This is a genomic window from Bacillus sp. 3255, from assembly GCF_031456485.1.
Classification (GTDB): Bacteria; Bacillota; Bacilli; order Paenibacillales; family NBRC-103111; genus Paenibacillus_E.
The window spans coordinates 92,728-106,857 of sequence record NZ_JAVDUS010000013.1; the positions used below are offsets into that span (position 1 = coordinate 92,728).

Sequence of the window (14,130 nt, forward strand, 5' to 3'; positions counted from 1 at the left end):
TCGATGTGCAGTGAATGCGAACATAGCAAGAGAATGCTTCCATTTTGATGGAATTGGCATTCTCTTTTTTTTTATTTTGCATAAAGCAATTGACAGGTTGAAAGAACCGAGTAAAATAGACAGAGTAATTATGACACTGATAATCATTATCAAGCAATGTGATAGAAGACATTGTAGGTTCGCGAGGAGGCGAAACAACATGCCCAAAATGTTGATAGCCAGTTGGATTGCACTGTTCATGTTTTTTTCCGTGCCATTTACTGTTATGGCGAAAGCGGAGGATGATTTGGCCAAGGAAGATCAGAGCATCGTGCTTGCCATACAGGCTGCGGAGAGCGGCAACGTGAAGGAAGCGTCCGAACGGTTCGACAAGTTCCAAATAAACTGGCTAGGCTATGAGGATGGTGTGAAGCAGCGATCGCTAGCTGCGTATCAAAAGATCGAACAAGCGATGGGAGAGGTCGCCTTTCAAACCGTGAAGCAGCCTGTCGATGTCTCTAAGCTTATTGCCGGGCTGAAAGAGCTCCATACGCTCAACCAGAGCTTCGTTGACGGTAATTTGGATGCTTTCGGCCAAGCCGCTCAAGGAGACGCTCAAGTCACGGTGGCTTCCCTCGTCACTTTGCTGGAGAAGGCGTCAGGACAGCTAAAGGAGAACGATGTGCAGGGTGCTGCGGCCAGCATTGAAGAGCTGCGGTCCTCTTGGCTGCAGATTGAGGGGATCGTTCTGACACAGTCCTCGGAAATCTATTCTTCGATGGAGAGGGATATGGTTACAGCCTATGCCCAGTTGTCTGCGGTTCCTGCGAAGGTAAGCGATGCATCGGCAACGATCGCCCGCATGCATGCGGATCTAAGCCCGCTTGCTGCCAAGACCAGATATACGATGCTGGATGCAACGACGATTTTGATCCGGGAAGGCTTGGAAGCTCTATTGGTTATCATCGCCCTGCTGGGGTTCTTAAATAAATCGGGTCACAGTGATAAAAAACGTTGGATCTGGTTCGGTGTACTGGGCGGTTTACTGGTCAGCGTCGCACTTGGCGTCGTTGTACAGCAGCTGTTCTCAGCCAGCGCCTTCGGTAACAATAATTTCTTGATTGCCGGTTGTACCGGCATTTTTGCAGCGCTTATGCTGCTGTATATGAGCTACTGGCTGCACAGCAAATCCAGCGTTTCGAATTGGCAGAAATACATACGGGATCAAAGTGTCAAGGCGCTGGCAACCGGGAGTCTTGTGTCCCTGAGCTTGCTGGCCTTCCTGGCCGTGTTCCGTGAAGGGACGGAAACAGTCCTCTTCATGATCGGGATGGCGTCCTCGATATCTTTGAGCTCTTTATTAGGCGGAATTGGCATCGGCGTGTTCATTCTGCTGCTCGTGGCTTTCCTTATTCTCAAAATCGGCTTACGCATTCCGATGCGGCCATTCTTTCTCATTTCCAGCATATTCGTCTTTTATTTATGCTTTAAATTCGCCGGGATGGGCGTTCACGGACTTCAACTGGCCGGATATTTGCCCGCAACGACAGAGTCTTGGCTGCCCAGCTGGGAATTCGTTGCCTTGTATCCGACCCTGGAGAGCACGATTCCGCAGCTTCTGCTGCTGTTTAGCGCCATGATTGCCGTCATGTGGCAGCGGCTTAAAGCCTTTCAGAGCAATAACAGTACGGTCTACAAATAATTTAATGTAAGAGGAGAATATCACTCATGAACAAAAAACTCATTGTCTTAGCGGCAGCAGCAACGGTGATGCTGGCAGGCTGCGGGAAAACGGAGCCTGCCGAAGTGGCGAAGGTGCCTTTCAAGGAAGGGTCGGCTGCCTTGATCGCAAGCATAGACGGGCTGAAAACGCAGCTTGATAGCAGCAAAGTGAAGGATGCGAAGAAACTCTCCACGCAGCTTGAAGCGCAGTGGGCGAGTTTCGAAGACGAAGTGAAGCCCAAATATCCGGAGTTGTATTTTAAAGTGGAGAAATTCCTCATTCCGCTTGAAGCTGGGCTGAAGCAAGACAAACTGGATTATGCGGCATTAACGGCACTCAATACCAATCTGAAGACGGCGTTAACCGAACTCGCATCGTCCTTCGCAGAGAATAAAGGCGCGGTGAATAAGGATGTGATCGCTGCATCCCAGGAGCTTCAGGCGGCAGCCAAAGCCTACAACCAATATGTCCAGGAGCAAGGCAAGCAATTGGTTGCCGGTCTTGAACAGCTGGATGCCGCCGTGAAAAGCGGTGATTTGAAAAAAGCCCAGGAAGCCTATGGCCAGTCCCGGATGCCATACGAAAGAATAGAACCGATTATCGAAACGTTCAGTGAGTTGGATGGCGTTATGGATGCTCGCGTAGATGATTTCAAAAACGAGAAGGATCCCGACTTCACAGGCTATCACCGAATTGAGCATCTGCTGTTCGTGAAGAAAAGCGTGAAAGAGGCTGAGCCGTTCTCATCGCGTTTGTTGGAAGACGGGAAGAAAATGCAGCAAGCCATTGCGGCAACAACGATCGAAGCGTCGGACTTCATCGCTGGAGTCGGGGAACTGATGGAGGAAGCTCAGTCCAGTAAAATTACCGGTGAAGAGGAACGCTGGAGCGGTGCGACCATTCCGGTAATCCGAGCGAACGTAGAAGGCGCGCAAGCGATCTATGATCTGGTCAAACCGGAGCTGAAGAAGAAAGATGCTGCCCTGGACGACAAAATTTCCAAGAGTATGACGGCCGTCATAGAAGCGATGAATACCCTTTCGCCGGCAGGTGCAGCGTGGACGGATTTCGGCAAGCTGGATCAGGCCAAGCAGATCGATTTGAAAAATAAATTGGAAGCCCTGGCGGAACCGCTCGTGAAGATGCCGGGAACGCTCAGTAAATAATCCTTGGAGGGGAGCGGGCAATGCCAGATAAAATGAATCGCCGGGCATTTCTAGGCATGACGGCGGCAGGAGCGGCCGGGCTTGTTTTGGGTCAATTGCTGGACAAAGCGCAGGAAGGCGTGACCGGCAGTACGAAGAAGAGCATGGCCTCGGCGGATGCGCCGAACGAAACGATCTCCTTCTATGGCCCTCACCAAACCGGAGTCTTGACGCCGGCTCAAAACTTCGCCAACATGGCGGCGTTCGACGTGACCACTTCCGATGTGCAGGAATTGAAAGAGCTGCTCAAGACATGGACGGAAATGGCGGCAACGCTGATGGCGGGCAAGCCTCTGGCCGCTGAGCCGCAGGAAGCGGGATTTCCCCCGACAGATACCGGTGAGCAGATCGGTCTGGATACGGGCAAGCTAACGTTAACTTTTGCAATAGGGGCCACACTTTTTGAAAAGGACGGGGTTGACCGGTTCGGCATTCGTGCGCGGAAGCCGGCAGGTTTGACCGAGATGCCGATCTTTCACAAAGATTCGTTACAGGATCAATTGACGCACGGGGATTTGCTCATTCAGGCATGTTCGGACGATCCGATGATCTGTTTCCATGCGATTCGCAATTTGGCCAAGGCGGCTCGCGGCGTGGCTCATTTGCGCTGGCAGCAGACAGGTCAGTTGGGCGTGAAATCGCAAGGTACGAAGCGCAATCTGTTCGGCTTCAAGGATGGCACGAATAATCCCGCATTGAATGACGATACGTTCATGAAGAATAACGTGTGGATCGACGGCAGCGATGGCGCTCCATGGCTGGCCGGGGGGACTTTCATGGTTGTCAGGCGCATTCAGATGCGGATTGAAACCTGGGATCAACAGACATACGCCGATCAAGAGGAAATCATCGGCCGCCAGAAAGTATCGGGTGCGCCGCTCGATGGACAGAATGAATTGGACCAGCCTGATTTCGCCGGAGATCCGGCAGGGAAAGTGACGGCGCTTGACTCCCATATTCGGCTTTCGAACCCGCGCAACGGTGAGCAGTCCGAGAGGGAGCGCATCCTGCGCAGAGGCTACAATTTCATGGAGAACTTGGATAGTGTCGGCCGGCTGAGCGCGGGTCTGCTGTTTGTGTGTTTCAACCGGAATATCCAGACTCAATTCGAATCCATTCAGAAGCGTCTGACGAATCCCAAGCTTCCGGATCAGATGCTGGCCTATACGGAAACGACTGGCGGAGGCTACTTTGCCGTACTCCCCGGAGTTGCCGCGAAGGAATCTTATTTGGGCCAAAGTTTATTTGTGTAACATTGGTGGAAAGCTACCGGAAGGCTGCAGGCCTTTCGGTTTTTTTGTGCGCCTTCGTTATAATAGAATTTTCCGGCTGACGCAAATTGACTTTCCCAAGCATTTCCTCCACAATTGATGAGGGAATCCGCTGCATGACGGGCGATTCCAATCGTGAACCCGCGAGGCCAAAGGAGACGACAAGCTTATGAAATTAAATTCACATATGGTTGAAAAAGAGATCGATGACCGCGCCATCCTCGTTAGTCTGGTAACCCAGCAGCAGAAGCGGAATGAAGCTATCGCTGCGTATTCCCTGCAGGAGCTAGTGAAATTGGCCGAAACTGCAGGTGTGCAGGTTTTGGAGACGATGACGCAGAACAAAGAAACGAAGGACACCAAGTGGTTTATCGGCAAAGGGAAGGTCGATGAGCTGAAGGCGAGGCTGGAGGAGCTCGGCGGGAACACCGCTATTTTCGATCAAGAGCTTTCGGGCGCTCAAGTACGCAATCTGGAGGCGGCTCTGGATGTCAAAATCATTGACCGCACGCAGTTGATTCTGGATATATTCGCGCAGCGGGCCAAAACCCGCGAGGGCATCATTCAGGTCGAATTGGCGCAGCTGTCTTACTTGCTTCCAAGGCTATCCGGACAAGGGAAGAACCTCTCCAGACTCGGCGGCGGTATCGGTACCAGAGGACCGGGGGAGTCGAAGCTGGAGACGGACCGCCGGCATATCCGCGGCCGCATCGACGAATTGAAGGCGCAGCTGGAGGAGGTTGTACGCCACCGCAACCTGCACCGGGAACGCCGGAAGAAGACCGGGGTGTTTCAAGTCGCTTTGGTTGGCTATACGAACGCAGGCAAGTCCACATTATTGAAACAATTAACGCAAGCCGACGTCTATATTGAGAATCAGCTGTTCGCAACGCTGGATCCGACATCCAGGACGATGGAATTGCCGAGCGGCAAGGAAATCGTTCTAACCGATACGGTCGGTTTCATTCAGAATTTGCCGCACGATCTGGTTGCATCCTTCCGCGCAACCTTGGAGGAGGCGAACGAAGCGGATTTGATCTTGCACGTAGTCGACAGCTCAACCGATATGCGCAACGAGCAGATGCGCGTCGTCGGAGAAGTGCTTGAGGAGCTCGGTGCGCATCAGAAGGAGCAGCTGACGGTTTTCAACAAGATCGACGCCTGCACGCCGGAAGAGCGCGAGATGCTGACCGCCGAGGGCGAGTTTTTGAAAATCAGCGCATTCCAGGAGGAAGACTTGGAGCGGCTGCGGTTCGCGATCCAAGAGAAGCTGATGGGGGAGAGCAAGGAGTTCCGGATCCCGGCGGACAAAGGCGATGTCATTTCGCTCATGTACCGGATCGGCGATGTGCTGGAGACCGGTGTTGACGGCGAGGATATGCTGTTCAAAGTCCGCGTGAACAAGGATGATTATGTGAAAGTGGCATATCAATTGGTTGCGTATGACCAACAAGCTTCACTGGAGCTTCACAACAACGAGGGAGAGACTTATTAATCATGCAATTTGGGGATAAAGTAATGAAATTGATGGAAAGCGCGGAGCGGCAAGCCGAAAGCGCTTTGCGTCAAATCGAACAAACGATAGACCTTAATCAATGGAAAGTGATCGGTGCTTTTCAGAAACATAAAGTAAGCGATTATCATTTCGCCTCTTCGACAGGCTACGGCTATAATGACCGGGGACGCGAAGTGCTCGATCTCGTGTACGCCGATGCGATGGGAGCGGAGGCGGCGCTGGTGAGGCCTCATTTCGTATCCGGGACGCATACGATCGGCACCGCATTGTTCGGTGTGCTGCGCCCAGGTGAACATCTACTTTACATCACGGGGAAGCCCTATGACACATTGCATAAAGTGATCGGGAAGCCGGGCGACGGTACCGGCTCGCTGCAGGACTTCGGCATCGGCTACGGCGAAGTCGCTTTGACGGAAGAGGGAGCGCCGGACTGGGCGGCCATCTCCGCAGCCATCCAGCCGAATACGAAGGTGATCGGCATTCAGCGCTCGCGCGGCTATTCGTGGCGGCCGTCGTTCACCATTGAGCAAATCGGCGAAATGGTTCGTTTCGTCAAGGAAATCAAGCCGGACGTTATCGTATTCGTCGATAATTGTTACGGCGAGTTTACCGAGCTCCAGGAGCCGACGCAGGTTGGCGTCGATCTCATGGCCGGCTCGCTGATCAAGAACCCGGGCGGCGGCATCGCCCCGTCCGGCGGCTATATCGCCGGCCGGCAGCACCTCGTGGATCTTGCCGCCTACCGGTTGACCGCCCCGGGCATCGGGGGCGAGGTCGGGGCCATGCTCGGGGCGACGCGAGCCATGTTTCAAGGGCTGTTCCTTGCCCCGCATCTGGTTGGGCAAGCCGTCAAGGGCTCGGTGTTCGCGGCGGCTGTGTTCGAACAGCTGGGCTTTGAGAGCCATCCGCGTTGGGAAGCCCAGCGGACGGATCTGATCCAGGCGATCCGCTTCACGTCCGCGGAGCATCTGATCACGTTCGTGCAGGGCATCCAGAAGGCGGCTGCCGTCGATTCGCACGTCGTGCCGGAGCCGTGGGATATGCCGGGTTACGAGCATCCCGTCATTATGGCGGCAGGCACCTTCATCCAGGGAGGCAGCCTGGAATTGTCCGCCGATGCGCCGATCCGCGAGCCGTACATTGCGTACATGCAGGGTGGACTCACCTATTCACACTGCAAGTTAGGGGTGTTGACGGCGATCCAACATATGGTAGACAAGGGATTGCTTTGAAAATTTTAGACTGTGAACAAACCTTACACTCCTTGACACGTTTTTGTTACTTAGGTACAATATAGGAGAGGTACTTAACTTTGCAGGAGTGATTAGCATGAGTGATGAAATACGTAGAAATATGGCGTTATTCCCAATTGGGATCGTCATGAAGCTGACCGATTTAACCGCGAGACAGATTCGATATTATGAGCAGCATGAGCTCATTATTCCAGCCAGAACAGGCGGCAATCAACGACTCTATTCCTTTAACGATGTAGAACGGCTACTTGAGATTAAAGATCTGATTGAAAAAGGTGTGAATATCGCTGGGATCAAGCAAGTGCTCATCCCGGTCGATAAAGATTCGGAAGATGCTACGATTTTGAACGAGCATACGGAAGTTAAACGTAAAGAGTTAACCGATTCCCAACTGCACAAAATGCTTAAGCAGCAGTTGATCGGCGGGGGAAAACGTCCGGATCAAGTTTCATTGATTCAAGGTCAGCTCTCCCGGTTTTATAAATAACGTTTCGTAAGCGCTTGTAACAATGAGAGGAGAATGAACTTGACTTACAACAACAATCCTACCAAAGAAGACATTTTACGCATTGCCAAAGAAGAGAACGTCCGGTTCATTCGCTTGCAGTTTACGGATTTGATGGGCAGCATTAAGAACGTTGAGATTCCTTTCAGCCAATTGGAGAAAGCGCTTGACAACAAAATGATGTTCGACGGTTCTTCGATCGAAGGCTATGTGCGCATTGAAGAGTCGGATATGTATCTGTATCCGGATTTGAATACATGGGTCATTTTCCCGTGGGTGACGGAAGGCAAAGTTGCCCGTTTGATCTGTGACATTTACTTGCCGGATGGCCGTCCGTTCCCTGGGGATCCCCGTCAAATTTTGAAAAATGCGCTGAAGCAAGCGGAAGAAATGGGTTACACGGCCATGAACGTCGGGCCTGAGCCGGAGTTCTTCCTGTTCAAAACCGACGAGAAAGGCAACCCGACGACGGAGTTGAACGACCAAGGCGGTTATTTCGACTTGGCGCCGATGGACCTCGGCGAAAACTGCCGCCGCGACATCGTCTTAACTTTGGAAGAAATGGGCTTCGAAATCGAAGCTTCCCATCACGAAGTGGCGCCTGGCCAGCATGAGATCGATTTCAAATATGCCGATGCGATCCAAGCGGCTGACCAGATCCAGACGTTCAAGCTCGTTGTCAAAACCGTAGCCCGACAGCACGGCCTGCACGCATCCTTCATGCCTAAACCATTGTTCGGCATGAACGGCTCCGGTATGCACTGCCACCAATCGCTGTTCAAAGGCGATGTCAACGCGTTCTATGACGAGAGCGACAAGTTAGGTTTAAGTAACGTAGCGAGACATTATATGGCAGGTGTACTGCGCCATGCGCGTTCTTTCGCGGCGATTACGAACCCTACCGTTAACTCATACAAGCGTCTTGTCCCAGGCTACGAAGCTCCTTGCTATGTAGCATGGTCGGCGAGCAACCGTTCTCCGATGATTCGGATCCCGGCTTCCCGCGGTCTGAGCACGCGCGTTGAAGTGCGCAATCCGGATCCGGCTGCTAATCCGTACCTCGCGCTGGCAGTCATGCTGGCCGCAGGTCTGGACGGCATTAAGAACAAAATGCAGCTCCCTCCTCCAACCGACCGCAACATCTATGTGATGACGGAAGAAGAGAGAGAAAGCCAAGGCATTCCAAGCTTGCCGCTGAACTTGAAGCAAGCGTTGGACGAACTGATTCGCGATGAAGTGATCTGCGACACCCTCGGCGAGCATGCTCTGGCTCATTTCTACGAATTGAAAGAGATCGAATGGGATATGTATAGAACGCAAGTTCATCAGTGGGAAAGAGATCAATATCTGTCCCTGTACTAGAACGAAGCGTAACAATTAGATAGATCAGCCCGTCAGTTACATGCTTGGCATGGACTGATGGGCTTTTTCATGCGAAGGAGCGGGAACGACGAATGGACAACTTTATGAAAAACTTAGAAAAATATGCCGAACTGGTTGTGAGAATCGGCGTTAATTTGAACAAAGGTCAAGACCTCATGATCGAATCGCCGATCGAGTGTCTGGAGTTGACGAGAATGATCGTCAAGAAGGCTTATGAAGCAGGTGCGAATTACGTTCAAGTGAACTGGCAGGATGATGTTGTGACCCGCAGCCGGTTGGCGTATGCCCACGACGATGCGCTTGATTATTATCCGAAGTGGCATACGGACATGCTGGAGCGCTTTGTCGAGAACGGCGGGGCTTTGCTGAATATCAAAGTGCCTGATCCTGATCTCTACGCGGGCCTTGATGCCGGCGTCATCTCCAGAGCTTCCAAAGCGGCGGCGACAGCGCGGTCCAAATATCAGCAGTATGTAAGAACGAGTACGTTCAGTTGGTGTTTGATCAAAGCCCCGACAACCGCCTGGGCCTCGAAAGTTTATGCGGATCTTCCGGAGGATCAGCGGGTGGAAGCGATGTGGGATGCGGTATTCCGCTTCAATCGCGTGTATGAAGATGATCCGGTTGCGGCATGGCGGACGCATATCGAGCAGTTGAAGCGCGTTCGGAAGGTGCTGAACGAGAAGCAGTATGCCGCGCTGCAATACCGCGCTGCGGGGACGGATCTGCGCGTCGAGCTGCCGGCGGATCATATCTGGCTGGGCGGCGATAAGGCGAACGCCAGCGGCATCCGGTTCGTTGCGAACATGCCGACGGAGGAAGTGTTCACGATGCCTAAGCGGACAGGCGTTCATGGGAAGGTTGCCAGCACGATGCCGCTTAATATCAACGGGGCGCTTGTCGATAAGTTCTCGTTCACCTTCGAGAACGGGAAAGTGGTGGATTACCAAGCCGAAGTCGGGTACGAGCACTTGGCAAGGCTGCTGGAGATGGACGAAGGGGCCCGTTATTTGGGGGAAGTCGCGCTTGTTCCCTACGATTCTCCGATCTCTAATGTGAAGCGGATCTTTTATAATACGGGAATTGACGAGAATGCCTCCTGCCACCTTGCCTTGGGCAGCTGCTATCCGATCAATATGAAAGACGGCGCCTCGCTGTCGAACGAAGAGCTGAAAGCCAGGGGAGGGAACACCAGCTTGATCCATGTGGACTTCATGGTTGGAACTTCCGACCTCGAGATCGACGGAGAGCTGCCGGACGGCCGCGTGGAGCCTATTTTCCGTGCGGGCAACTGGGCGCTTGCGTTTTAATTATTTGCTTTCAAAAAGCGTTCGTATGCTGTTCGTTAATTGTTCATTGTAGAGATAATAATGGCCGCCTGTGCTGTTCGGGGTGAAGCTGAATTTCACCTGTTTGTTCTCCAGCAGCGACACCGCGTATAGAAAGCCTGCACGGTCTTCTTGATTCGGATCCGGCTGGAATACCGTATCTCGTACTTGGTTGATCCATTGCTGCACGTTCGCCGGGTCGGTGAATGATTTCAATTCGCCGGTGGATCCGCTGCGGATTTCGATGGCATCTACCTTGGTCAGATCGCCCGGGTACAGCTCTTGGAGCGTCTTGGCGGTTAAGGGGGGAGCGGGATCGGCAGGATCGGCGGAGCCGCAGCTGGACAGCAGCAGGATGGTGAGCGCTAGGAGCAGCATGGTTGGGATTCTAGGAAGAATTCTGAAAGGGATACTGAAAGGGATACTGAAACGGATTCTCATGGGCGTGACCTCCGGGATCGGGTTATCATTCATTAAACGAACAGAAGCATGAAAATGTTCCCAATAAAAAGCGCTGAACGACTGGTTATTTAGTCGTTTTGGCGCTTTTTTGTTGGATCTTTAGCATAGCACACGCCCGAGCGGGTTAACTGGAATTTCTCCCGTTATTTAAGGGGAAAGAGGCTCCCGCCGCCAGTTAACTGGAAAATTTCCTGTTATTTCCACGGCATTTCCTGCAATCGACCTCGAATCGCTTTTTTTAGCGGGAGAAATTCCAGCTATTCACTCAGGAAGCCGAAACCAGGTTGAAATAACTGGAGCTTTTCCAGCTACCGGCCGGCAGGGCAAGGATGCCGGCTTCCAAGCAATTCCAAATAAAAAAGCCGCCTATTCAAGCCAGGCGGCTTTCTCTTACATATCTCTGAAAAGTCCGATAACGCGTCCGAGGATCGTGACGTTCTTCAATAGAATCGGCTTCAATGCGGAGTTCTCCGGCTGCAGACGAATATGGTCCTTCTCCTTATAGAAGCGTTTCACCGTCGCTTCGTCATCTTCCGTCATGGCTACGACGATGTCGCCGTTATTTGCCGTCTGCTGCTGCTTGACGATGACATAGTCGCCGTTATGAATGCCAGCTTCGATCATACTGTCCCCCATAACGCTGAGCATAAACACATTGTTGTCGCCGACCATGCTGACTGGCAGTGGGAAGTAGTCTTCGATGTTCTCCGTGGCCGTAATCGGCACCCCAGCAGTAACTTTACCTACGAGCGGTACGCGCGCAACGGATACGGCGAAATGCGTTTCTGCGCCGTCTAACCCGAGAATCTCGATAGCTCTAGGCTTCGTCGGATCCCGGCGGATCAAACCTTTCTTCTCAAGGCGCTCCAAATGGCCGTGAACCGTAGAACTGGAGGCTAGTCCGACAGCCTCGCCGATTTCGCGTACGGAAGGCGGGTAGCCCTTATCTTTCACTTCGTTCTTAATGTATTCCAAAATAGCTTGCTGACGCTGCGAAATCTTACTCAATAGTTATCACTCCAATACTGGGAATCATTACCCAAAGTATAACATAGAACCCGAGTTCGTACAAACATAAGTTCGAGAAAATCCGTTGACACAAACAAGTGTTCGTGTTATTCTAATACCAGAACAAATGTTTGGGAGATGATGAATCATGTATATGGCTTACACACAAAACAATCAATCACGCACACCTCATAGATCCGCTTCAGTGTCCGAAGTAATCACAACGATCAAACAACGTCACACGAAAGCAATGCTCCGCTTAGTAATTATTGTAATGATACTAGGCACTGTGTTCTCATTTGGTGCTATGGTACAAGCTTATGCGGCTTCCACGACAGCACCGACAGCACCGACAGCAAGCGTACCCGTTCACACGGTCTCCAAGGCGGAGGTGCACCAGAGGATCGTTATTCAAGCTGGAGATACGCTCTGGGCTATCGCGGAAGCGAATAAGCACAGCAATGAGAACGTACGTTCCTACATAGATAAGATTAAATCATTAAACCATCTTGCAACAAGTTCTTTGAATGAAGGGCAAGTGCTGTTGCTCCCCTAGCTCTCGGGCATAAACTGAATAGAGTAAGGACTGAAAGAGGCTTGGACATGATCCGATGGCTCTTTTTGTCGTTTTCTTGACAATCCCGTAGAGGGATGGCAAAGTAATAGTCATATTGACATTTGGACTGGAGGATCACTATGAGCGACAGTATGGAGAAAAACATCGAGCGCATCAATGAGCTAGCACGCAAAGCGAAAACCGTCGGCTTGACGGACGCAGAAATCGATGAACGCAATGAGCTCAGAAGAATTTATATCGAGGCTTTCCGAGGCAATCTTAAAGTTCAGCTTGATTCTATCAAGTTCACGGACGAAGAGTAATTGCTCGTTCACATAGAGACAACATTCAAAGGGGAAATGAATGATGACGTTGAAGGCTGTACTTTTTGATTTGGATGACACGCTGTTATGGGACGACCGTAGTGTGCAGGAAGCGTTCGATGCGACTTGCGAGGAAGCTGCGCGGCATGTGGCCGTTAACCCGGCGGAGCTGGAAGCTGCCGTTCGCAAAGAAGCCCGGGCCTTGTATGAATCTTATGAGACGTTCCCGTTTACGAAAATGATTGGCATTAATCCGTTCGAGGGACTATGGGCGAATTTCACGCAAGGCGAGAATGAGAATTTCCGCAAGCTGCAGCAATTAGCACCTGGCTACCGCACGGAGTCGTGGACCCGCGGGCTGCGCGCGCTTGGCATTGAAGACCGCGAGCTGGGGTACAAGCTTGGGGAGCTTTTCCCGGCAGAACGCCGCAAGCGGCCGCTCGTCTATGAGGAAACGTTCCGCGTTCTCGATGCGTTGAAAGGGAAGTACCAACTGCTCTTGTTAACGAACGGATCTCCCGATTTGCAGAAGGAAAAGCTGGCAGGCGTACCTGACATTTCCGGCTATTTTGACCACATTGTCATCTCCGGCGAGTTCGGGGTTGGGAAACCGGATGTATCCATTTTCCATCATGCATTAGGGTTGCTGGGGATCCAACCTGAAGAAGGCATCATGATCGGCGATAAACTGACAACCGATATTCTTGGTTCGGGCAGCGTCGGCATGAGGAACATTTGGATCAATCATCATGGCTTGCAAAGCGGAGATGAGATTGTCCCTGCGTTCGAGGTTTCCAGGCTGCAAGATATTTTGCCGATTATCGCGAACGTCTAGTCCGGCAAACAGAACAAAGCCCAACGGCGATTGGACCGAATGTCCAGTGCTGTTGGGCTTTGCTCTTATCATGTAATTAAGCTTTGATAAAGGACGGGTCATCCACGTTGTAAGCGACCCAGCCGTCTTTCTCAATGAACAGGCGGACAGCTACGATTTGGCGGTTATCCATCAAGGTGAAGAAATGGTTTGTGTTCTCAGGAACGGAGATCACATCGCCAGGCTCCAGCTCAACGTCGAAATAGCCGATTTCCTCGGATTTGATGATGAAGATACCTTTACCGGATACGATTGCACGGATCTCATCTTCCGTGTGCGTATGGACTTGTTCGAATTTCTTAAGCAAATCTTCAATGTTAGGCGTCGCATCGGACAGGGAAATGACATCCCAAATCTCGTAGCCGCGTCTTGCCGCCAAATCGCGGATTTCCGGCTCATAAGCCGAGATGATTTGCGCTTTCTCTTCGTCGCTCAGGACGAATTTCTCGCGAAGCGCCTCAGGAAGCTTATTTGTATCCCAATGTTCGTACACGACATTTTGACTATCCAGGAACGCTTTGACCTGCTCTTCGCCTACAATGCGTTCATCCGTATTGCGGATTCTAATCTGTGCCACACTACATCCCTCTTTCTAAAGTAAATATACTTGTATTATAGTGGAAATGATGCGCCCTGTCGATGGAAGAACATAAGATTATCCGATCAATCCTATAGGTATTAATGATAATTCAAATTCTTTTCATAGTTGCTGGATTCTGTTACACTAAATCTTAACATAATTTG

The 14,130-nt window shown here is 51.6% G+C and carries 14 protein-coding genes; 11 read left to right on the forward strand and 3 right to left on the reverse strand.

Annotated elements, in window-relative coordinates; all coding sequences use genetic code 11:
• Positions 1–199 precede the first annotated feature (199 nt).
• From J2X61_RS19915 to J2X61_RS19950, 8 genes are all read left to right on the forward strand, one after another.
• Complete coding sequence (locus J2X61_RS19915; RefSeq protein ID WP_310189989.1) at positions 200–1,681, forward strand: FTR1 family iron permease; 1,482 nt, start codon at positions 200–202, stop codon at positions 1,679–1,681.
• Between the two features lie 26 nt (positions 1,682–1,707).
• Positions 1,708–2,868 carry an EfeM/EfeO family lipoprotein gene (locus J2X61_RS19920; protein ID WP_310189990.1) on the forward strand — a complete coding sequence of 387 codons (1,161 nt, stop codon included), beginning with the start codon at positions 1,708–1,710 and terminating at the stop codon, positions 2,866–2,868.
• 20 nt (positions 2,869–2,888) lie between these two features.
• Entirely contained in the window at positions 2,889–4,160 is a 1,272-nt protein-coding gene (gene efeB, locus J2X61_RS19925) for an iron uptake transporter deferrochelatase/peroxidase subunit (RefSeq protein ID WP_274468266.1), read from the forward strand.
• Positions 4,161–4,347: 187 nt separating this feature from the next.
• Entirely contained in the window at positions 4,348–5,673 is a 1,326-nt protein-coding gene (hflX, locus tag J2X61_RS19930) for a GTPase HflX (RefSeq protein ID WP_274468267.1), read from the forward strand.
• Between the two features lie 32 nt (positions 5,674–5,705).
• The gene (locus J2X61_RS19935) at positions 5,706–6,926 is read left to right on the forward strand and encodes a methionine gamma-lyase family protein (protein WP_396135471.1); all 1,221 of its coding nucleotides are present in this window, start codon (positions 5,706–5,708) and stop codon (positions 6,924–6,926) included.
• A 97-nt stretch (positions 6,927–7,023) separates the two neighbouring features.
• Complete coding sequence (locus J2X61_RS19940; protein ID WP_127451665.1) at positions 7,024–7,434, forward strand: MerR family transcriptional regulator; 411 nt, start codon at positions 7,024–7,026, stop codon at positions 7,432–7,434.
• A gap of 39 nt (positions 7,435–7,473) precedes the next feature.
• Entirely contained in the window at positions 7,474–8,814 is a 1,341-nt protein-coding gene (gene glnA, locus J2X61_RS19945; RefSeq protein ID WP_379239653.1) for a type I glutamate--ammonia ligase, read from the forward strand.
• Between the two features lie 92 nt (positions 8,815–8,906).
• The gene (locus J2X61_RS19950; RefSeq protein WP_310189995.1) at positions 8,907–10,145 is read left to right on the forward strand and encodes an aminopeptidase; all 1,239 of its coding nucleotides are present in this window, start codon (positions 8,907–8,909) and stop codon (positions 10,143–10,145) included.
• Here the strand turns inward: J2X61_RS19950 and J2X61_RS19955 are convergent, their stop codons facing one another.
• Together J2X61_RS19955 and lexA are read right to left on the reverse strand one after the other, a co-directional pair.
• Entirely contained in the window at positions 10,146–10,604 is a 459-nt protein-coding gene (locus J2X61_RS19955; RefSeq protein WP_274468274.1) for a hypothetical protein, read from the reverse strand.
• Positions 10,605–11,015: 411 nt separating this feature from the next.
• Complete coding sequence (gene lexA / locus J2X61_RS19960; RefSeq protein ID WP_127451671.1) at positions 11,016–11,633, reverse strand: transcriptional repressor LexA; 618 nt, start codon at positions 11,631–11,633, stop codon at positions 11,016–11,018.
• A gap of 274 nt (positions 11,634–11,907) precedes the next feature.
• Between lexA and J2X61_RS19965 the strand changes: the two genes are divergently transcribed.
• The 3 genes from J2X61_RS19965 (at position 11,908) to J2X61_RS19975 (ending at position 13,347) form a co-directional block, all read left to right on the forward strand.
• Positions 11,908–12,189, forward strand: coding sequence for a LysM peptidoglycan-binding domain-containing protein (locus J2X61_RS19965; protein WP_310189997.1), 282 nt, complete (start codon positions 11,908–11,910; stop codon positions 12,187–12,189).
• Positions 12,190–12,329: 140 nt separating this feature from the next.
• Positions 12,330–12,512 carry a DUF896 domain-containing protein gene (locus J2X61_RS19970; RefSeq protein ID WP_274468276.1) on the forward strand — a complete coding sequence of 61 codons (183 nt, stop codon included), beginning with the start codon at positions 12,330–12,332 and terminating at the stop codon, positions 12,510–12,512.
• Between the two features lie 43 nt (positions 12,513–12,555).
• Positions 12,556–13,347: an HAD family hydrolase gene (locus J2X61_RS19975; protein ID WP_310190132.1), complete on the forward strand. Its 792-nt coding sequence runs from the start codon at positions 12,556–12,558 to the stop codon at positions 13,345–13,347.
• Between the two features lie 76 nt (positions 13,348–13,423).
• On the opposite strand, the gene J2X61_RS19980 is transcribed toward J2X61_RS19975, so the two are convergent.
• Positions 13,424–13,963: a 1,2-dihydroxy-3-keto-5-methylthiopentene dioxygenase gene (locus J2X61_RS19980; RefSeq protein ID WP_274468277.1), complete on the reverse strand. Its 540-nt coding sequence runs from the start codon at positions 13,961–13,963 to the stop codon at positions 13,424–13,426.
• Positions 13,964–14,130 lie beyond the last annotated feature (167 nt).